This is a genomic window from Amycolatopsis sp. NPDC052450 (assembly GCF_044547565.1).
Lineage (GTDB): Bacteria > Actinomycetota > Actinomycetes > Mycobacteriales > Pseudonocardiaceae > Amycolatopsis.
Window position 1 is genome coordinate 88,961 of sequence record NZ_JBIUAQ010000018.1, and the last position, 20,676, is coordinate 109,636.

At 70.9% G+C, this 20,676-nt stretch carries 13 protein-coding genes; 4 read left to right on the top strand and 9 right to left on the bottom strand.

Annotated elements, in window-relative coordinates; all coding sequences use genetic code 11:
- Positions 1 to 83: 83 nt before the first annotated feature.
- Entirely contained in the window at positions 84 to 1,517 is a 1,434-nt protein-coding gene (gene eccB / locus ACIHAO_RS26870; protein WP_396562280.1) for a type VII secretion protein EccB, read from the bottom strand.
- A gap of 3 nt (positions 1,518 to 1,520) precedes the next feature.
- Positions 1,521 to 2,897, bottom strand: coding sequence for a type VII secretion integral membrane protein EccD (gene eccD, locus ACIHAO_RS26875; RefSeq protein ID WP_396562282.1), 1,377 nt, complete (start codon positions 2,895 to 2,897; stop codon positions 1,521 to 1,523).
- Positions 2,898 to 2,999: 102 nt separating this feature from the next.
- Between eccD and ACIHAO_RS26880 the strand changes: the two genes are divergently transcribed.
- The gene (locus tag ACIHAO_RS26880) at positions 3,000 to 4,421 is read left to right on the top strand and encodes a serine/threonine protein kinase (RefSeq protein WP_396562284.1); all 1,422 of its coding nucleotides are present in this window, start codon (positions 3,000 to 3,002) and stop codon (positions 4,419 to 4,421) included.
- 335 nt (positions 4,422 to 4,756) lie between these two features.
- On the opposite strand, the gene ACIHAO_RS26885 is transcribed toward ACIHAO_RS26880, so the two are convergent.
- From ACIHAO_RS26885 to ACIHAO_RS26900, 4 genes are read right to left on the bottom strand one after another with little or no spacing between them, the layout of a single operon-like run.
- Positions 4,757 to 6,928 (bottom strand): DUF3488 and DUF4129 domain-containing transglutaminase family protein, encoded by a 2,172-nt coding sequence (locus ACIHAO_RS26885; protein ID WP_396562286.1) that lies wholly within the window; start codon positions 6,926 to 6,928, stop codon positions 4,757 to 4,759.
- Entirely contained in the window at positions 6,925 to 8,052 is a 1,128-nt protein-coding gene (locus tag ACIHAO_RS26890; RefSeq protein ID WP_396562288.1) for a DUF58 domain-containing protein, read from the bottom strand. Before ACIHAO_RS26890 ends, ACIHAO_RS26885 begins: the two co-directional genes overlap by 4 nt.
- Positions 8,053 to 8,054: 2 nt before the next feature.
- Complete coding sequence (locus ACIHAO_RS26895) at positions 8,055 to 9,008, bottom strand: MoxR family ATPase (RefSeq protein ID WP_125786723.1); 954 nt, start codon at positions 9,006 to 9,008, stop codon at positions 8,055 to 8,057.
- Positions 9,005 to 11,137, bottom strand: coding sequence for a fibronectin type III domain-containing protein (locus ACIHAO_RS26900; RefSeq protein ID WP_396562290.1), 2,133 nt, complete (start codon positions 11,135 to 11,137; stop codon positions 9,005 to 9,007). The genes ACIHAO_RS26895 and ACIHAO_RS26900 overlap by 4 nt, the downstream gene beginning before the upstream one ends.
- A 301-nt stretch (positions 11,138 to 11,438) precedes the next feature.
- Between ACIHAO_RS26900 and ACIHAO_RS26905 the strand changes: the two genes are divergently transcribed.
- Complete coding sequence (locus ACIHAO_RS26905) at positions 11,439 to 12,755, top strand: type VII secretion protein EccE (protein WP_396562292.1); 1,317 nt, start codon at positions 11,439 to 11,441, stop codon at positions 12,753 to 12,755.
- Here the strand turns inward: ACIHAO_RS26905 and ACIHAO_RS26910 are convergent.
- Positions 12,748 to 13,224 carry a TspO/MBR family protein gene (locus ACIHAO_RS26910; RefSeq protein ID WP_396562294.1) on the bottom strand — a complete coding sequence of 159 codons (477 nt, stop codon included), beginning with the start codon at positions 13,222 to 13,224 and terminating at the stop codon, positions 12,748 to 12,750. The genes ACIHAO_RS26905 and ACIHAO_RS26910 overlap by 8 nt on opposite strands.
- A 270-nt stretch (positions 13,225 to 13,494) precedes the next feature.
- On the opposite strand from ACIHAO_RS26910, the gene ACIHAO_RS26915 reads away from it, so the two are divergent.
- Positions 13,495 to 15,633: an ATP-binding protein gene (locus ACIHAO_RS26915; protein ID WP_396562296.1), complete on the top strand. Its 2,139-nt coding sequence runs from the start codon at positions 13,495 to 13,497 to the stop codon at positions 15,631 to 15,633.
- Here the strand turns inward: ACIHAO_RS26915 and ACIHAO_RS26920 are convergent.
- Positions 15,534 to 15,911, bottom strand: a complete 378-nt coding sequence (locus ACIHAO_RS26920) for a hypothetical protein (protein WP_396562298.1) — start codon at positions 15,909 to 15,911, stop codon at positions 15,534 to 15,536. The genes ACIHAO_RS26915 and ACIHAO_RS26920 overlap by 100 nt on opposite strands.
- A complete protein-coding gene (locus ACIHAO_RS26925) occupies positions 15,896 to 17,098 on the bottom strand; it encodes a hypothetical protein (protein ID WP_396562300.1) in 1,203 nt (400 codons plus the stop codon). The genes ACIHAO_RS26920 and ACIHAO_RS26925 overlap by 16 nt, the downstream gene beginning before the upstream one ends.
- A gap of 318 nt (positions 17,099 to 17,416) precedes the next feature.
- Here ACIHAO_RS26925 and ACIHAO_RS26930 point away from each other — a divergent pair, with 318 nt between their 5' ends.
- Positions 17,417 to 20,431 carry an AfsR/SARP family transcriptional regulator gene (locus tag ACIHAO_RS26930; RefSeq protein WP_396562302.1) on the top strand — a complete coding sequence of 1,005 codons (3,015 nt, stop codon included), beginning with the start codon at positions 17,417 to 17,419 and terminating at the stop codon, positions 20,429 to 20,431.
- Positions 20,432 to 20,676 lie beyond the last annotated feature (245 nt).

The following is a 20,676-nucleotide window of genomic DNA, read 5'->3' on the forward strand; positions in this document are numbered from 1 at the left end:
GCGAGTCGCGCGTGGGGGGTCGTGAGTGGCGATTCGAGTTAGAACCCGAGTCGCCACTCACGACCCCGTCGAAAACCGGAGCCTCAGCCGCCCAGCGTTTGCTTCCTGGCGGCGGCGGGGTCGAGGCTCGGGCCTTCGGGCAGGCGCGCGACCAGGCCGGCGGGAAGCCGCACCGGACGCGCCGACGGGTAGCCGAGCATCTTCAGCACGTCGGGTGAAGCCAGCGGATAGCGGCGCCCCAGGTCGGTCACGACGGTCAGCGTCCCGGCGGGGGCCTGTGCCGAAGGCATCGCCTCGACGACGATCGCGCTGCCGGGCGGCACGTGGACGCGGTCCGCGAGCGGGGTCCCGGACGCGGTCCGGCGGGCGGTGGTGGACATCGGGTCCGCGGGCGGCAGCGTGGGATCGACGGTCAGCGAAGGGGCCATGGAACCGTCGCCGAAGGTGGCGCACACGGTGGTGTCCTGGTCGCGCAGGCGCGCGATGGCCGGACGGGTGGCGGGTGCCGAGCCCGCTTCGGCCTGGACCGGGTCCAGTTGCCGGGACATGGTCGCCAGCGAGGGCGGCAGCGGCACGGTTTTCGGCTCCGTGCCGGGATAGGCGGCCATCATCTGGGCGCTCGCGCGCTGGACGTCGTACTGCAGCTCGGTGATGGGCCGCAGGGCGTCTCGTTCGGCGAGGTAGTGCTGCTGTCCGCCGCCGGAGGTCTGCACCATCAGCAGCATCCCGTTCCGGATGTCGGTCCGGCCCGGCACCGCGGTGGACACCTCGCCCGCCGCCGCCACCGGGAGCGGGCCGATCGGCGTGCCTTCCGGGAGTACGTCGAGCCATGCCCGGCCGACCCGCGCCCACGGCTCGGCGGTGAGCGCGAGGCCGGTGCCGACGGCGCCGTAGTCGTTGATCCGGTGCCGGTGCCCGCGCCATACGACGAACCGGTCGCCGGTCGACGTCGATTCCACCAGCAGCGCCTGGTCCCCCAGTGCCGCGCCGCCCGAAGGCGAGGCGCCCGCCAGCAGCACCGACTCCTCGATCCGGCTGCCCGCCAGGTCGCTCGCGGGCGCGGAGCACAGCGACCACGATCCGGTGAGCAGCTTTCCGGGGCCGGGTAAGCCGTCCGGCGCGTCGGCGATGCCGATGCGGGGCCCTCGCGGGACTCCGGCGAGGGAGTCGCGTGAAACCCGTTCCGTGGTGCCGTGTTCGCCGAGCAGCAGCAGTGCGGACGCGTAGTTCGCGACGGGATGCAGCCGTTCGCCGAGATAGACGTAGCGGGTCCCGCTCTCCTTCTCCACGATGACGGCGGCGTTCTTGCGCCAGGCGTTGTTGCCGCCGGGCACGATCATCCCGTAGACCCCGACACAGGCCAGCGCCACGATCGCCAGCGCGACACCGGCGAAGGCGGCGCCGGACGGGCGGCGGAACGGCGGCTGCTCCGGGTCGGTCTCCCTGGTCACGAGCGCGGAAATGGCGCGCTGGACCAGGAATTGGTACGCCTGCAGTTGATCTCGTTTGGACGCCACGGTTCAGCCCCCCAGTCCGCGCACGTAGCCGTACAGGCCGAGCACCGAACACGCCACCGGGACGACGGCGATCGTCAGCAGGATCTCGAAGTACTCGGCGATCCTGCCGAGGTACGGGTTGGCGGCGCGGGTGCTCAGCACGACGCCGGAGGCGATCACGCCCGCGGCCACCGCCAGGGACAGCGGGCCGGCGAGGACGAGCAGCAGCGAGCGATCCGCCATGAGCGGCCCCGCCAGCAGGCAGCCGGCGCCGAAGATCCCGGTCACCAGTAGCGGCACCCGCTGCCGCAGGATCGGGTACAACCGTGCCCGCACCAGGAAACCGGCCGCGAGCAGGGCGACGAGGACGACCGCGGCCTCGCTGTCGCTGCGGATCAGCTGAACTTGGCAGTACACGACGACGATCGCCGCGCCGCCCAGCATCCCGGTGAGCAACGCGTCCGCTCTGGCCACGGCGGCGTGCACGAGTTCGAGCGGTGGCTGGGGATCGTCGCGGACGAGGTCCGCGGTCGACCGCGGCAGTACCGGCATCGGCACCCGGCCGAGCCGCAGCGCCAGCGGAGCGAACGTGGTCGAGAGCATGAGCACGCCGCCGCCGATCACCGCCGCCGACCGGTAACCCGCCAGATCGTCGAAGGTGGCCAGCCAGCCGCCGAGCACGCCGAGCAGCCCGACGGTGGCCGCCCCGGTGAACAGCTCCGGCGCGGCGACCACCCCGAGATGGCCGACGACGGCCGCGAGCAGCAGGGCCGCGCTCGCCAGCAGCAGATGACCGGCGGACAGCGTGCCGATCGGGTCGTCGCCCGCCAGCAGCAGACCGCCGCCGGCGAAGGCGAACGGCAGCGCGACGGCGGCGACGACCGCCCCGGCCCCGGCGTCACGCAGCGCCCGCGCGAGCAGGACGCCCGCGGTCAGGAGCAGCGCGGAAACGGCGAGCGCCCACGCCGCCGGCGTCGTCCACGGCGGCCCCGCGCGCACCACCGCGACCAACCCGAACAGGGCGGCCGCGGCGCCGGCCGCCAGCCCCGCCCGGCGCGTATGCCGCGGCCCCCAGGCCCGGCCGCCGGATCCGGTGGCGATCGCGTCCACGAGATCGTCGTACTCGAGCTCCGGCCATTCGGCGCGGCGCGGCGTCAGATGGAGGATCTCCCCGTCCCGGACCCGGTGCGCGCCCAGCGTCCGGTCCGGATCGAAGGCGGATCCGTCGGCGCGGCGCAACTGCCAGCCGCCGCCGGCGACCCCGTCGTCGGCCATCCCCTCGCCCGCCCGCGCGAGCAGGCCGGGGAGGATCTCGGCGACGGACGCGTGTTCCGGCAGCGCCATGTCGATGCGCCGGTGCGGAGTGGTGATGGTGACCCTGACCAGGCCGGCAGTCTGCATGGGAAAAGGGTCGGCCAGCGGACGGGCCGCCGGGCCCCGGCGGCAGGAACCTGCCGCCGGGAAAGTACGCCGAATCGGGTCTTCTTGCGCGACAATGAGGTCATGAGCATCGAGACAGGCGTCGGCGGACCGCGGCTACTCGCCCAGGGTCCCATCGCCACCGTCTACGCGGGCCGGGATCCCGTCACGGGTAACGACTTCGCGGTCAAGATGTTCCCCGGAATCTTCGACCGCGAGACCTCCGCGTGGCTCGAACGCGAGCGGAAGGCGCTGGCCGCCGTGCGGGCGACGCGGTCGGTCCTGCAGATCGACGACGTCCTGACCCGGTCGGGCCGGTCCGGCATCCGCCGCGAACTGTGTCCCGGTTCACTCGCCGGACTGCTGGATTCCGGTGCGCGGCTGGGTGTTCCCGACGTGCTCGCCCTCGGCGCCGCGATCGCGTCGGCACTCGCCGCGGCGCACGGAGCGGACGTCCTGCACGGCGGGGTGAGCCCGCACAACGTGCTGTACCGCGCGTCCGGCGAATTCGTGCTCGCCGACTTCGGCGTGGCTCTGCGGCGGCGATTCCCGCGCGATCCGATGTACGCGGTCGAGTACACCGCGCCGGAAACCCTGCGTGACGACACGCTTTCCCCCGCGTCCGACCTTTATGGACTCGGCGCGGTGCTCTACGCCGCGTTGACCGGCACACCGCCCTTTCCCCGGCACACCGGGCAGCAGCCCGGCGAGCGGATCCTCCAGGTGCTGCGGGAACCGGTGGCGCCGATCAAGGAGACGGGTGTCCCGAGGGAACTGTCCGCGACGATCCTCCGGTTGCTGGCCAAGGAACCGGCCGACCGCCCGCGCGACGTCGCGTCGCTGGCACGGCTGTTCACGAAGCTGCGCTCGCCCGGCGGCGAGGTCGTCACCGGCGAATCCTTCGACGTGCCAAGTGAAGAAGAACCCATCGACGTCGAATTCGACGACTTCGCCGAGGTACACCGGCCCGCCGCGCCGCCGCCGGTGCACGCTGCCCCGGCGCCGGTCCAGGTGGTGCAGGCGCCGCCGCCGGGTGGCCGCACCCTGATCCGGGAGTTCAGCGGTCCCCTCAAAACCGAGCGCAAGCTTCCTTGGAAGACCGTCACGCTGGCAGGTGCGGGCGCGCTCGCCGCCGGGCTTGCCGTGGTGCCGCTGGTCCTCGGCCCGGCGGAGATCGGCGGGCAGGCCCTCCCCGTGGCGGCCGCGATCCCGCCGCCCTCACCGGTTTCCGCGCCCGCGCCGGACGTGAAGCTGGCCCTCGCGCCGCCGAAGGACCAGAGCGATCACGTGCAGCTGACCTGGACCGCGGAAGGCGAACTGGACTTCGTCGTGATCATGGCGGGCGAGCGCATCGAGACGAAACAGCTCGTCGCCCACCGCCAGCGCAGCCTCGACGTCCCGGTCGACCCCGCGCGCCGGTACTGCTTCCAGCTCAGGGCGACCGACGGCCGCCACATCTACACCACCGAACCGGTCGCGATCCGCGGCGCCCGCTGCAACCCGTAGCGACCTGGCCGCGGCCAGTACATGAAAGACCCCTTCCTTGCGCCTAGGTACAGGAAGGGGTCCTTCACGTACTTCGCCTGTGCCGAATCGGCGGGTTCGCGTGACTGAGCGGACGACACACGTGATCAGACGGACGACACGCGTGACTGGATGGACGGCACACGCGCGACCGGCCTCCGCCTCGAGTCGTCCGTCTGAACACGCGTGTCGTCCCTCCCGACACGCGTGTCGTCCGTCCAAGCACGCGTGTCGTCCGTCCGATCACGCGAGACCGCCATCCGCGCTCGCCGGAACGGCGGAACTCGCGTGATTGGGGACGGAACTCGCGTGATTCTTCAGTGGCCTTCGCGGGACTTGATCGGCACCAGGGTCCGCGGCTCGAGTGCCGCCAGCACCCGAGCCGCGAACGGTCTGGTGGCCAGGCCCCGGCGTACCTCGCCGACCTCCTGCCACGCCCGCCGGACGGCGCCGTCGCCCACCGGGACGCCGGACCACAGCGTCACGTCCAGCACCTTGGCCAGCCGGGCGACCGGCTCGCGGATCCCGTCTCCGGCGAGCGATCCGGCCGATTCGGCGAGATCGCGCGGGGTCATCCCGATCCGGAACGGCACGCCGTGCGCGCGCAACCGGTCGCGGATCTCGTCCCAGGCGCCGAGCACCCCTTCGGCACCGGAGCGGCGGCGTCGCCGTCGTGCACGGAAGACCTTCGCGGCCGGAACCCCGAAGAGCCACATGAGTCCGAAAAGGACGATCCCGGCGGCGACGGCGATCCACCATCGGCTCGCACCCGCGTCGGCGGTCTGGTCCTCGGCGTTCTCCGACGGCGTTCCCGGCGGGAGCTGAGGCGGCCGCAGTTGCTGTTCGGCTGGCAGCTGAGCCCTCGCCTTGGCGACGGCTTTGCCGGGTCCTGCCGAACTCTGTGCGGCCTTGCCCGCCTTGCCGGTCGGGTCGAGCGCCACCCAGCCCGCCCCGGCGACCGCGACTTCGGGCCACGCCAGGACGTCGCGGTTGCGGACGACGTGCATCCCGCCGTCGGTCTCGGCCGGACCGCGGAACCCGACGACGAGCCGGGCCGGGATGCCGTTCATCCGCGCCAGCGCCACGTACGCGGCGGCGAACTGCTCGCTCGTCCCCCGCTTGCTCTCCAGCAGGAAGTGCCGCAGCTGCGGCCAGCCGTGCCCGGTCGGCAGTTCGTCGGTACCCGCCGCGACCTGATAGTTCGTGCTGAGGAAGCGTTCCAGCTGCAACGCGGTCTGGAACGTCGGGCGCAGACCGCGTACGGCGTCCTTGGCCACCTGCTCGACGTCCGGCGGCACCGCGCCTAGTCCGCCGAGACCGCCAGGGGCCCGCGCGTCGACCTCGCCCGAACCGAGATCGACCTCGGGCGAAGACCAGCTGAGCCGGTAGTTCCGTTCTCGGTCCGCCGACGGCGATTCCAGCATCAGGGTGCCCGCGGCCTGGTCCACCAGCGGCGTCACACCGTCTACACCGGTCAGTCCCTGATGGCTCGGCAGCCAAGGCCCAGAGAGTCCGCGCACTTTCAGTTCGGCGGTGCCACCCGTGCCACCGGGAGCGCCGTCGAGGCCCGCGCCGAGCCGCTGGAACCGGGAATCGGGCAGCCAGTTCACGCCGTCGAAACCGGGCAGCACGATCAGCCGCCACTGCTCGACCGGGGTGTCACCGCGGTAGCGGAACACCTCCTCGTCGGGCCGGATGAGCCGCTGGGCGATCTCGTCCAGCGGGTTGCCGAGCCTGCCGCGCGGCGGCGGCGCGGCCTGGGTGTCCTTGAGCGTCAACGGATCGCGGCCGACCGGATCGAGCCCGGCGAACGCGACCGCCCCGGCGACAAGTGCGACCACAGTGGACAGTGCGGGCCAGATCGCCGATCCCGTCACGCGCCAGGACCGCGGCACGCCGGGTGCCCGGCTGACGGACCGGACGCGGCGCCCCGACCACAGCACGAGCCCGGCGGCCAGCGCGTATCCGAGCGCCGCCGCCACCGCGACGACACCCGTCAACGCCTGATACGCCTGCGCGAGCCCGGCGACGGCCAGGCTCGGCACGAGCGCGACCAGCGGCTTCTTGAGCCGCAGCACCAGTTCCAGCCCGAGCACCACGGCGAGCAGCACCGACAGCGGGACGAACAGCAGCTGTTCGGGGATCGGCCGCGCGGGCCAAGTGGACTGGAGGGTGAGCTGCCAGCCTTCGGTGAAGCCGCGCGCGATCCCTTGCAAAGAGGCGCCCGTGGGAAGGAACGCGAACGTGGTCGAGGCCAGGACCGTCTCGATCAACCCGAGCAGGCCGAACAGCGCGACGAGCAAAGGGCGGTAGGGCACGAGTTTCGGGAACTTCGCGGTCAGCTCGGCGCAGCCGTAGCCGACGAGGACGACGACGAGCACCGGGACGAGCAGCGGCGCCCAGCCGAACACGGGCGCGAACAACAGTCCGGCGACGCCCGTCGCACCGAGCAGCCCGGCGACCGCGATCCGATCGAATCCGGCGCTCATGCCTTCGCCACCAAGGAATTCCATTGGGCGGCCGCACCGGCGGCGTCGACCGCGATGATCACGCCGCCGGACCCCGCCGACGGCCTGAGGTCGCCGAGCCGGACCACGGTGTCGGGCCGCCAGCGGGCCGCGTGGCCGAGATCGGCGTCCGGACCGGTGATCACCACCAGCACTCCGCCGGGGCGTTCGGCGGCCGCCAGCACCGAGGGCAGCAGCGGCGCGTCGTCCGCCGCGTCCTGGGTGACGAGCGCGAGTTCGTCCAGCAACGTCCTCGCCGCGCGCACGCCGCTGTCGGTCAGCGTGTCCGCGCCGGCGGCGGTGATCAGACGGCAGTGCTGTCCCGCCGACGCCGACGCGTAGAACAGCGACGCCGCCACCTCGACGGCCTCTTCGAAAACGGCCGGGCTCATCGACGCGGGCCGCGTGTCGAGCACCGCGGTGAACCGGGGCTGGGCGGGGTCGGCGTACTCGCGCACCATGAGCCGTCCGGTCCTGGCCGTCGCCTTCCAGTGCAGATGCCGGACCTCGTCACCCATGACGTACTCCCGCACCGCGCGCAGATCCGCCGAACCACGCAGCGGCGGGTCGGTGATCGGGCCTTCGTGGTGGTGGCGTGGATGGCCCGCCTGCGCCGCGCGCACCGAATGCCGTCGCGGATGCACCCACAACCACGCGGTACCGCCGACGGTCTGGTCGCCGCGCGCGAGGTCGAACAGGTCGGGCCGGTGCACCACGAGCGGGCCGACCCGCAGTTTCCCGCGGGTCGTCGTCGGCAGTTCGTAGTGGTACGTCGCTTCCGCGCCGGGCGCGAGCGGGCGGACCCGCAGGCGATGCGTTTCGCTCCCGATCCCGTCGCCGGCGGCGAAACCGCCGTGCCGCCGCGCACCGGTGTTGCGTACGACGAGCGAGGCCAGCGCGGGTTTCCCGCGCTCGACCCTGTCCGGCTGGACGGTGCGGCCGATCTCCACCCGGGGCCGGAATCTGGTGGTGGCCAACGCGATCAGCACCGCGCCCGCCGCGATCCCGGCGAAGGCACGGAAAAACGTGTACCCGGCCAGTTCGCCGAGGGCGTAGAACCCGGCGGCGAAGGCCAGCACGATGACGCCGCGGCGGGTGAGCCGCACGCCTACCTCCCCATCGCGGCCATGGGAGCGGCCGTCGCGCCCAGGAGTTCGTCGACGATGTCGGCGGTCCGGCGCTGGTTGAGTTCCGCGTCGGGGCTCAGCACGAGCCGGTGGTCGAGCACCGGATGCGCGACGTCCTTGACGTCGTCCGGGGTGACGAAGTCGCGGCCGAAGGTGGCGGCGAGCCCCTGTGCGGCCCGGATCAGCGCGATGCTGCCACGCGGGCTGGCACCGTAGCGGACGTCCGGATGCGAACGGCTCGCCGCGGCAAGCCGCACCGCGTAGTTGACGATCTCCGGTGCCAGATGGGACTTCCGGACCTCGTCGATGACGGACTGGACGTCGGCGATGGTCAGCACCGGCTTCAGCTCGTCCGGTGTCACGCCCGCGCAGTCCCCCATCACCACGCGCATCTCGGATTCCAGATCCGGGTAACCGACCGAAATGCGCATGAGGAACCGGTCCAGCTGCGCTTCGGGCAGCCGGTAGGTGCCCTCCAGTTCGATCGGGTTCTGCGTGGCCACCACGAGGAACGGCCGCGGCACCGCCTGGCCGACCGAATCCACGGTGACGCGGCGTTCGGCCATCACCTCCAGCAGCGCGGCCTGCGTCTTCGGCGTGCCCCGGTTGATCTCGTCCGCCAGCACCACGTTGGCGAAGATGCCGCCGGGGTGGAACTGGAACCGCTCGTTGTTCTGGTGGTAGACCATCACGCCGGTGATGTCGCCGGGGAGCAGGTCCGGGGTGAACTGGATGCGGTTCCACCGGCCGCCGATGCTGGCGGCGAGGCAGCGCGCGATCGTCGTCTTCCCGACGCCGGGCACGTCCTCCATCAGCAGGTGCCCTTCGGCGAACAGCGCCGCCACGGTGAGCCGGACGACCTCCGGTTTGCCGCGCACCACCGATTGCACGTTCTCGGCGATCTGCTCGAAGGCGACCCTGGGTGTGAGCGTCACAGAAGTTCCTTTTCCTTTCGTCGGCGCAAGCCGACCAGTGCCAGCGGGCCGAGCCAGAACAGTGCGCCACCGGACACCGTGGGGACCCCTCTCCACGAGTCCGTGGCGGTGCCCGCGGAGGTCTTGATGGTCGCGGTGATCGTGATGGAGCCGACCCAGGCGACGCTGGGGATGGTCAAGGTCGTCGCTCCGGAACAAGCCACTGGCTTCGTCTCGGCGAAGAACTCCGCCGTGCAGGTCGCCGGAGCACCCTTTCCGTTGGCGTTCACGGAAACGAACAGCGTGTTGTCCTTGCCCCGCACCTGGGTGATCGTGATCGTCGGCGGTCCGGAGACGACCGGCACCGTGACCTTCCTGCTGCCGGTGGCCCCGGTCAGATTGGCCCCGGAACCGAACTTCGTGACCGCGCGGACCGTGACGGTCGCGGCGCCGGTGACCCCGGTGAATTCCGCGGACGTGGCCGTGACCGTGCGCTGGCCTTGGCCCGTCACGCTCACCAGGTAGTGCACCAGCGTGCCGCCGCGCAGGTCGGGCTGGGTCCAGCTGACCGACACCTTCCCGGCCGCGGTGGCGTTCGCGGTGACGACCGGCGCCCCGGCGGGCCGGTTCGCGGGCCCCGGGGTGACCACCTTGGCGCTGACGCCCGGGCCGATCCCCGCCGAGTTCTCCGCGATCACGGTGATCACATACGGGGTTCCGTTGCGCAGCCCGGAAATCGTCGTACCTCGTGACGATCCGCCGACCCGGGTGGACCCTCCGGTCCAGGTCAGCCGGTAGCCGGTGATCCGCGCGCCGTTGTCCGCGGCCGGGCTCCACGAGACCTTGATCGAGCCGTCCCCGGACGACGCGCTCACCTTGCGCGGCGCCCCGGGCGGAGTCGCCCTCGCCACCGGCGGGGGCGCCTGCTGGGTGTTCGGAGGTGCCTGCTGTCGCTGTTCCCGCTGCGGCGGGGGCTGGTCGCCGGACGGTTCCGGTTCGGCCGACGGCGCGCCCGCGGTCTGGCTGTTGGCCGCCTTGTCGACGTCGACGTCGACCACCGAGCCGTCGTCGCCGTTGACGACCAGCACGTGCGAGCCGTCGGAACTGTCGACGTAGATCCGGTTGTCCTCGCCCTTGGCGAGCCTCGGTGCCGTTCCCTGGCCCGGCACCTTCGCGGTGGACTTGAGCTTGCCGGCGACGTCGTAGGTCAGCACCTCGCCTCGAGTCTCGTCGACCATGGCGACGACGTTCGACGACGAGAGCGGGCCGTTGAACCGGCTGCCCTTGGTCAGCTCGACCGAAATCGGCTTCGCGGAGGGGCGGTCCTGGTCGAGTCCGCTGATGTCGATGAGGTGCAGCTGGTTGCGCTCCGGGTCGGCGATGGCCAGCCGGTCGCCGACGGCGCTGTTGGCGACCTGCGCCGACGGCGAGAGCTTGATGCCGAGGGGAAGGGCTTCGCCGAGGCCGTCCAGGCCGACGCGGTGGAGGCTGTCGCCGGTGGTGTCGAGCACGACCGGCCGGTCGCCGACCAGGGTCAGCCCGCCGCCGTGCCCCGGCGGGAGCTGGGCGGGGCAGGTCATGACGGCGGCGCCCTTGGGCAGCTCGCAGATCGCGCCGTTGTCGACGCGATGCGCCCACACCGTGCCGTCGTTCGTCGCGACCGGCCGGGACAGTGGCCCCCCTGCGGGCACCGTCGCGGCCGGGTCACCGAGCCGCACGATCTGGCCGGCGTTGCGGTAGACCAGGTACGGACCGCCCGCGATCTCCATCACGAACGGGGTTTCCGGCGCGGGCGGCGGCGTGGACTCCTCGACGCTCAGCGTCGCCTTGTCGAACTGCGTGATGCGGTTCCGCTCGACCACGTAACCGGAATCGTCGCCTTGCAGGACCTGGCTGCCGTTCGCGGCGCCGGGCACGTCCGCGCGCGCGTCGACCCGGTTCGTCGAACCGTCGACGTGGAACGCGGACTGGGCGGCGTCGTTGTAGACCCAGTGGCCGACCTGGACGAACTCCAGCCGTTCCGGGGTCGACGCCTGTCCGGTGACGGCCAGGCCGACCAGCGCCAGGCAGCCCGCGACCACCAGCGCCACGGCCATCCTCGTTCTGGCCACCACGCTGAACCGGTTCGTGCCGCGCTCGTCGGTGTTCACGCGATCAAGCTAGAGAGCGACCATGAAATTTCGATGAAACAGCCTGTATCGGGCTCGCGCCCGCTTGTCATCGAAACCTCATGTTCGCCCGGCAGGCTGAGGCGCACACGGCTTGAGTGCCGGTCGGCGGAGCTGAGATGGGATCGAAAGACACCAGACGCGTGAACCCGCCCGGCCGCAGGCCCCGCTATCGCGGTGGCAGGGCGCCTCGACCGCCACCGCGGCGTGGAAGACCAGGCAGCGCCCTGCCGACGTCGATCGCGGACGCGGGTTCACCAACGGACTCTGAGGAGGCACGACGATGACCGATCTCGGCGCGGCCAGGACGGGCGGGCGGTACCAGGCGCCGCCTCCGCCGCTTCCCCAAGCGGGGGCTGCCGTACCGCGGACCGCGGCCATATCCGACTCGCTTGCCTACGCGGCGCCTGCCGCGCGGGCGGCCGCACGTGAGGCGGCGCTGGCCGCGCTCACCGCCGCTCGCCAGGCGGAGCAGCAGCCGCGCTGGGCCGCGGCGGTGCCCGTTCCCGCTCCGGCGCCCGGCCCGCCGCGGCCGATTCAGCCGGTGCCCGTCACGGGACGCCGGCCGCGCCGGTTCGGCGGGATCGGGATCGCGCAGATCGTCTGCTGGCAACTCGTCCTCGTCGCGCTCGTCCTGGTGGCGGGGCGGCCCTGGCCGCTGGTGGCCGCGGTGCTCACCGCCGCCGTGGTGGTCCTCGCGCTGACCGCCGTGCGGATCCGCGGACGCTGGCTCTACTCGTGGCTCGGTTCGGCGTCGGGTTACCTGACGCGCGACCGCGACCGGGATCTCCGGAACGCGGGCGAGGCGGGCCGGGCGCTGCTGCGCCTGCTGTCGCCGGAAGCGACGGGGATCACCGGCGAGATCGGCGACGAGACGGTGTTCATGGTCAGCCGCGCCGGCGGGATCACCGCTGTACTGCAACCGAAGTCGGCCGTCCGTGAGCGGCCGATGCCGTCGCCGCTGACTTTGCTGCCGCCGTCGCGGGAACAGGCCATGGACGTCGCCGCGCAGGTCATCCACCACGTCGGCGCGGATCGCTCACGGCCGCCGCGCGGCTGGGTCGCGCTGCAGGCGCTGCGCACCGTCGACGTCCACCGGGACGCCGACGTGCGGCAGGCTCTCGGGAACACGATCCGGCGCGTACGGCGGCAGCTGCGGCGCGACGGGCTCCCGGTGCGGGCGCTCGCCGAAAACGAGGTCCTCGGAGCGCTCGCGTCGCTGGCGCACGTCACGGCGGGCCGGGCGCGGATCCGGGAGGACTGGCGGTTCTGGCACAGCGGCCCGATCTGCCAGGCGACCTTCCACCTCGACGGCTGGGACGCGCTTTCACCGGCGCACGCGGCGGATCTGACGCGCCGTCTGCTCGCCGCCGCGCCCGGCGCCGCGGTGACCCTCGCCGTGACCGCCCGTCGTGGTGCCGCCGATTCCGAACCCAGGGTCAGCGCGGCGATCCGGATCGCCGCCGCGGGTGCCCATCCGGTGGAACACGCGGCGCGGGACCTGGAACTCGCCGCACGCCGGGGCGGGGTGACCTTGGACCGGCTCGACGGCAGGCACGCCAAAGGGGTGGCCGCCACCCTGCCGATCGGCGTCAGTTGAGCACGACGATCGCGACGGTGAGCGCGGTCGCGTACAGCGTCCAGGCGAGGTACGGCAGCAGCAACGCGGCGGAAACCCGGGAAGACCGGCGGAAGTACAGCGCGGTGACGACGATGGCGGCGTCGAGCACGAGGATGTCGGCCAGTGCGAGGCCGTACGCGCCGGCGGCGAAGAACAACGGTGTCCAGGCGGCGTTGAGGACCAGTTGCGCCGCGTACCAGACCAGTCCGCGCCGTTCTCCGCCGGATTTCCAGTACAGCCAGCCCGCCACCGCGATCCCGAGGTACAGGACCGTCCACACCGGACCGAACAGCCAGGCGGGCGGCGCGAACGGCGGCAGCGTCAGTCCACTGTAGACAGAGCGGGCACCGGACGCGGCCAGGCCGCCGACGAGCGCGACCACCGCGACCGCGACCAGGAACGGAAGGAACGCCAGCGGCGCGCGGAGTCGTCCTGGCATCGTGGTCATTCCCGGCTCCCGTCTTCGGCTCGTTCGAGCGTAAGTCAGGGAGCACGCCCTCGCAGCGCCGATCCACACCACACCAGGCGATTACCTACACCGTTCGGGTGGCCCTTGGCACGGAGTGCAATACCCGCCGTGCTTTGTACCCGGTTGATAGCTCGACAAAAACCCGATTCGCGCCGATCCAGTAGTGGACATCACATTCAGCTTAGCTGTGAAAGCGGTACCGCGGCGGGCCTCGTGTGACCAGACTCGGTGCAGGGGGTGCTGCTCGGAATGGACTCAGGTGACAGACGCGAGAACAGGATAACCGGAGACGTCTCCGGAACCGCGGTACAGGTCGGCGCCGTTCACGGCGACATCTTCCTCCAACAGGGGGTCAAGCCGGTCATTCCGCGGCAATTGCTTCCGGTGTCCTCGTCGTTCACCGACCGGGAACGGGAACTGACCGCGCTGACCCGGTTGCTCGACGACGACCAGCGGCAAGGGCCGGCGCTGGCGGTGATCACCGGATCCGGCGGAATGGGGAAGACGGCGCTCGCGTCACGCTGGATCACGAATCACGTCGACCGTTTTCCCGATGGCCAGCTTTACGTGAATCTGGGGGCCTTCAGCGCCGACGGGCCGACGACTCCCGACGACGTGCTCGGCGGCTTTCTCCGCGCGCTCGGCGTGCCCGCGGAGCAGGTGCCCGCCGAGATGGCGGAACAGGCGGCCATGTACCGGTCGGTCACCGCGGGCAAGAGGTTCGCCGTCCTCGCCGACGACGCGGATTCCGCCGCGCAGGTCCGGCCGCTGCTGCCCGCGTCGCCGGACAGCGTCGTCGTCGTGACCAGCCGATGGCGGCTCGGCGCACTGGCCATGGACGGCGCGCGGGCGCTCGTCGTCTCCCCGCTCGACGAGGACGCGGGTTTGCGGCTGCTGGAAAGAACCGTGGGAACGCACCGTGTCACGACAGAACCCGAACGCGCCCGGGAATTGGTCTCCCTCTGCGGCGGTATGCCGATCGCCCTGTGCGTGGCGGCCGCTCGGCTCTCGACGCGGCCTCAATGGCCGATTTCCCGTTTGGTGGGCGTGCTTTCCGACGAGAAACGCCGTCTTTCGGGCCTCAAGATCGCCGACGAAGCGGTCGTGCAGGCGAGTTTCGACCTTTCCTTCGACGAATTGGACGCGGAGACGGCGCGGGTCTACCGCCTGCTCGGTCTCCATCCCGGCCGCGAGTTCGGTCTCGGTCTCGCCGCGGCCGCGATCGACCGTCCCGCGACCGAGACCGAGGACGCGCTGGACTCCCTGGTCGTTTCGAGCCTGCTGACCGACATCGGGCCCGACCGGTTCCAGTTCCACGATCTGACGCGGGTGCACGCGCGCCAGAAGGCGGCCAAGACGGAGGACCAGTCGACCCGATCCGACGCGCTGCGGAGAATGCTGGACTGGTATCTCGATCACGTCGCCGAAGCCGATCTCGCCATCATCCCGCACCGCCATCGGCTCAGCCCGCGCCACGAACACGCGCGGCCGTCACGGTTCCCCGATTCCCGGGGCGCCTTGGACTGGGTGGAGCAGGAACTCGCGAACGTCGTCGCGACCATGCACACCGCCGTCGAAGAGGGCTGGTGGCAGGAAGTCTGGCAGTTCTGCGAGGGCCTGTGGGGTTTCTTCCTCTACCGCAAGCATTATCGCCAGTGGGAGAAGACGCACAAATGGGCGGTGGACGCCGCGCGGCACTGCGCGGATCCCGCCGCGGAAGCGCGCATGCACATCCAGCTCGGCTACGCCTACCTCAACACCGAGAAGTTCGAAGACGCGCGGACACAGTTCGCGGCCGCCATGGAGGCTTCGCGAACGATCGACGACCCGGCCGGTGAGGCGACCGCGTGGGAGCACCTCGGCGTCGTCGCGCAAAGCACCGGAGACCACCAGCGGGCGCTGGAGTACTTCACCCGCGCCCTGCGGCTCGCGGAACGAGCGGGACAGCGCCGCGGTGTGGTGCTGCATCTGAGACGGATAGGAGAAGCCAGCGCGGCTTTGGGGCGGACGCAGGAGGCGATCGGTCACCTGGAGCGCTCCGCCGCCGAAGCACTGGCGATCGGCGACGTCGTCCTCCACGCACGGGCACAGACCCGGCTCGGCAACGCCCACCTCACCCTGGGCCGGGTCGGCGAAGCCTCCCGGCTGCTGCAAGAAGCGGCGGCGACCTTGCACCGTTCCGGCGCCGATCCGTATTACGCCGAAGCACTCGAAAGCCTCGCGGAATGCGGGCTGCGCGAGGGCGACACCCACGCGGCCCGCACCCATCTCCAGCGGGCGCTGGAGATCTACCGTCGTTCGAGGGACCTCAAGGCACATCGGGTGGAAGCGCGGATCGCGGCGATCGCGGACGACACCGAAAGCTCCTCCGCGCCGCCGCCGGAATAGCGGGGCCAGCCGTCGATCCCGGACCCGGCCGGGCCGGCGACGAACCGGTGGTCCCGGAACCGGACCGAATCCCCGGCGATGACCGCCAGCGCCCCGGGCAACGCGCTCAGGACGTCGTCCGGCGCGGCGGAGCAGATGATCAGATCCGCGCGGCGCAGCCAGGCTTCGGGCGTCTTGCCCGCCCAGGCGACCAGCACGTGGTCCGGCAGCCCGTATTCGTCGGTCCACCGCACCTCGACGACGGCGCCGCGCACCCGCGCCCTCATCTCTCCGGCCATTCTCGGGTGAGCAGCGGAACCGGCGTGACCTCGGCCGGGCGGTCCGGCTCGGGCATCGCGAGGATCCGGTAGATCTCCTCGCGCAGTCGCGCCGCCGCCTCCCCCGGCATCGAGGTGATCCGTTTCCCGATGGCCGTACGCCGCGAACCGCCGGTGATGAGTTCGTCCACCTGCCCTCGCAAGGACCGCGCGGGGTCGAGAACGGACGCGGACTTCCAGAGCAGGTCGGCGAGACTCCCCTTCCGGACGTCGAGTACGGAGCCGGGATTGAGCAGGACCGGCTTCCCCAGCCCCGCCGCGTACTGCGTCACCGAGCCGTGGTCGCCGATCACGCAGTCCGACGCCACCAGCGCGGCCCGCCAGCCTTCCTCCGGCGGCAGGAGCCGGATCCCGGCTTCGAGCGCCTCGGCGAGCCACGCACGCACCTGGCGCGTCCCGTGGGCCGACCACGTCAACGGGTGCAGAGCCACCATCACCCGGTACTCTGGACCTCGCAGCACCGAGGCCAGCCGGGTGATCAGGTCCAGGTTCCCGCCGAACAGGGAATGCGGGGACCAGGTCGAACTGATCATCACCAGTTTCCGGTCCGCCTCGATTCCGGCCGAGTCCCGATACCTCAGCCGCAGCGGCATGCTCGCCCGGAGCCTGTCGTAGCAGACGTCGCCGGCGACGACGACCCGCGAAGCGGCCTCGGGAAAAGCCCGGCACATCCGCCTGGCGTCGTCCTCGTGCGCGAACACCATCGCTTCCGGCACCACCCGGCCGTCGCGGACGAGCAGATCCCTGGGATGTCCCGCGATCCCCGTCCCGTGCGGACTGACCCGCGACCGGATCCCGCCGGTGCCGTGCGGCAGCACCAGCACCGGCGCCTCCAGTTCGTCGATGCCCACATGACTGGACGCGAGGGCCAGGTCGAAGCGCATCCGCGACGCCTGGTGCCACGGCAGGACGAGACCGCCCGAACGACGCAGATACTCGTCGACCCCTGGCCACGTGTCCGGGCCGTCGGGCGTGGTGAAGGCGATCTGCACCCGGGCGTCCGCCTCCAAGAGCGGCAGTACGTCCGCCAGCCGGGTACCGGCCGTCATATGCGGCACCACCGCGAGCACCCGGCGGCACCCCGTCCTGGTCAGCCATCGCTCCGCCGTCCTGCTTCCCGGCACACGCGCCCACGAGATCCCGGTCATCGTCGCCCCCGTCCCGCCGCCGACGAAATCCGCAGTCGTCCCGCCATTCCCGCCTCCACTCGTTTCAATGATTCATCGTCACTGCGGAAAAGAGTGGCGACCCGATCGGTCAGCCTCCTGTTCCGGGAATAACACCGCCCTTTCACGAGATGCCAGAGAGATGACAGATACCTGTCAGGCACGCGTTGACCTGGCCAGATCCGGATCCACCTGCGAAACTCGACCGCGGGAGCGCGGTCACTTCGGTGACACCTTGGGAGGGGAGGCGCCGTGGAGCAGCACATTTCGTTCGGATTTCTCGGCAAGACAATCGTTCGGATGCACGGTCGTTTGACCGTGCAATGGGGAAGAGCGCAAGAACACGCGGTCCTCGCCGTCCTGCTCGCTCAGGCGGGGCGGCACATTCCCATCCAGACGCTCGTCAGGCAGGCTTGGCCGGAGGACCGGGCACCACGAAATCCCGCTGCCACACTGCATACCTACGCCAACCGGGTGCGCGCGATCCTTCAGGACAGCGACACGGACGCGAGACTCGACAATACCGGCGGCGGTTACCAACTCCTTGTCGACCGTAAGTCGATCGACTACTTCCGGCTCACCGAATCGATCACCTCCGCGCACCAGGCGTTCCGCGAACACGATCACGAACTAATACGCACGCTACTCGAAGGCACCCTTCCGCTCTGGCGCGATATTCCGCTCGCCGAAGTGCACACCGAATGGGCGGAGAACTGGCGGAATTCCGTCATCTTCGACGAATGGATACCCGCCAACGGCCTGCTGATCGACGCCTACATCGGCCTCGAAAAGTTCGATCCGGCGCTTCGCAGGCTCAACGATCTCCAACGCGAGCACGGTTTCATCACCGGTCTCGCCCGGCGCCGGTTGACCCTCCTGCACAAACTCCGGCGGTACGATGACGCCACCGAATACTATTTCGCCGCTCGACGGCAGCTACTGGCCGACGGCGACGACCGAGGCGCCGAAGAACTCCGTCTTTTCCAGGATTCCCTCGCCGAAGCCGACCCCCCGCCGCCGGCCACCGGGCTCACGGCGCCCCGCCGAGAACCGAACGTCCCTTTGCTGCTGCGCCGATTGCCCCGCGACATCACCGACTTCACGGGCCGCGAAGCGATCCTGGCGTCGCTCGACCGGCTCACCGGAGCGCACGAAGGGCCACCCCGGCCCGCGGTGATCGCGCTCGTCGGCGCGGCCGGGGTCGGCAAGACGGCCACCGCGCTGAGATGGACCCACCGCACGAGCGCCCGGCATGCCTGGGGCACCTTCTTCATCGACCTCCACGGCGACGGCACCGCGCCGCGGGTCGAGACCACCCAGGTCATCGACGACCTCCTCGGCGCCTTGGGGTACGAGATCACCTCCATCACCGGCACCGCCGGACGTGAGACGAAACTCCGCGCACTGCTCGCCGAACGCCGGATGCTGATCGTCCTCGACAACGCGGCCGACAGCGCGCACGTCGGCCCGCTGCTCACCGCGCTGGCCGACTGCGTCGTCGTCATCACCTCACGCCGCCGCCTCACCGCGCTGTCGGTCCGCCACGACGTCCGGAACCTCACCCTTGACACCTTGCCGCCGGACGATTCCGCCGAATTCCTTGCCCGGCGCATCGGCGCGCGGACGACGCGGGAGCCGGCGGCCGTGGCACAACTGGCGCGGATCGGCGCAGGACTCCCGCTCGCCCTCAGCCTCATCGCCGAACGCGCCGCCAACCGGGCGGGCACCACCTTGACGACTCTCGTCGGCCAGTTGCGGGATTCCGACATCCTGCTGCACATCGGCGACGACGGCGACAGCGCGGACGCCAGCCTCAATTCGGCGTTCTCCTGGGTTTATCGCGCACTGCCTCCGGCCTGCGCCCGCGTCTTCCGGCTGCTGGGCATCCACCCCGGCGCGGAGATCAGCGTCGAAGCGCTGAGCGCGATGGCCGCCGCCGGCCGCCTGGAAACCCAGCGAGCCCTGGATGCGCTCGTTTCGGCGCATCTCGTCTCTCAGCCCGCCGACATCGACCGTTACCGCGTCCACGACCTCCTCCACCGGTTCGCGGCGGTCCTCGTCAGGGACGATCACGAATTCGTGCCCGCCAGGAACCGCATGTTCTCCTATTACCTGCACAGTGCGGACGCGGCGCAGCGGACCGCTTCCCCGCATCGTCAGGCGCCGCCGATGCCGCCGCTCGAACCAGGCTGCGTTCCTCACCGCTTCGACGACGTGTCCGAGGCGCTGCGCTGGACCCTCCTCGAGCGTTCGAATCTCGTGTCCATGGTCCGCCGCGCCGCGGAGGACGGCCTGCACGGCTACGCCTGGCGGCTGCCGCATTGCCTGATCGACACGCTGAAGCGCTATGGGCTGTACGAAGACTGCGTCAGCACGATGACCACCGCGGTCTCGTCCGCCGCCGCGGACGGGAACGCCCACGCGGAAGCGTCTTCCAGTAATGATCTCGGAGAGATCCACCTGATCACCGGCGCGTACGACCTCGCGGACCGCTACCTCGGCCGGGCGCTGGAGCTGTCCCGGCGCCACGGGATCGCGGTGGGGGAATTGTCGGTGACGCTGAACCTGGCGCGCCGTCACCAGTACGCCGGGCGGCTCCCCGAGGCCGTCGCCCTTTACCGGGAAGGTCTGCGGCTCGCGGAATCCCTCGGCGACCGGGAACGGCACGCCAAGGCCGCCCACCGGCTGGGCGACGCGCTCGTCGAACTCGACCTCCATCACCAGGCCCTACCCCACTATCAGCTCGCCCTCGACCTGCGCCGGAAGGCCAACGACGTGGCAGGCACGGTGGCCACCCACACCGCACTGGTGGATCTCTACACGAAACTCGGGAACCTGGACGCCGCGGACGCGCACCAGCGTCCCGCTCACGAACTCCTCGGCCAGGTCGGGATGACGGTCGCGACACGGCTGTACACCGTGATGGCGGAACTGGCCCACGCGCGCCGCCAAGACCGCGACGCGCTCCGTCACGCGCAGCACGCCCTCGAACTGGCCGAAAGGGCGAAGCATGTCAACGGGAGGGCGCGGGCCTACGTCGCGCTTGGTTCGATACTGGCCGATCGCGGGAATCGTGAGGACGCGCGGTGGGTGTGGCGAAAGGCCGCCGGGCTCTACCGGGATACGGGCAGGGACCGGAAAGCCGGGAAAATCGACGGGCTCCTCGCCGAGATCGACGAGCCCGAACCGGTCGTCCCGCTCGCGAGGTCGGGGGAAGAGGACACCGTGGCTCTCCCGGCACCTCCTCGCCCTATAGGCTCACGGGGTCCTCGAAAGAGTGATCAATTGCGTCACGGCACGCCACCGACTACTTGATTTCTCTCGAATGCGCATGTCCGGCAGGTATCACCCGGATGGCCGAACAACTCTGAGTAGAGGGCGATTTGCAGTAGGGCAAGTTGATCTCCTACGATGCGCGCGAGGCTGAAAATGAGCCCGTCATGCTCGTATTCCGAGGAGAAACTTGTTCACGACCACGTTTTTTGCTGCACTGTCTGATCTCCCCACGGTTTTCGCGGTCGTCGCGAGTTGGTGGAACTGCTGAGACACCCCGGGTCGCC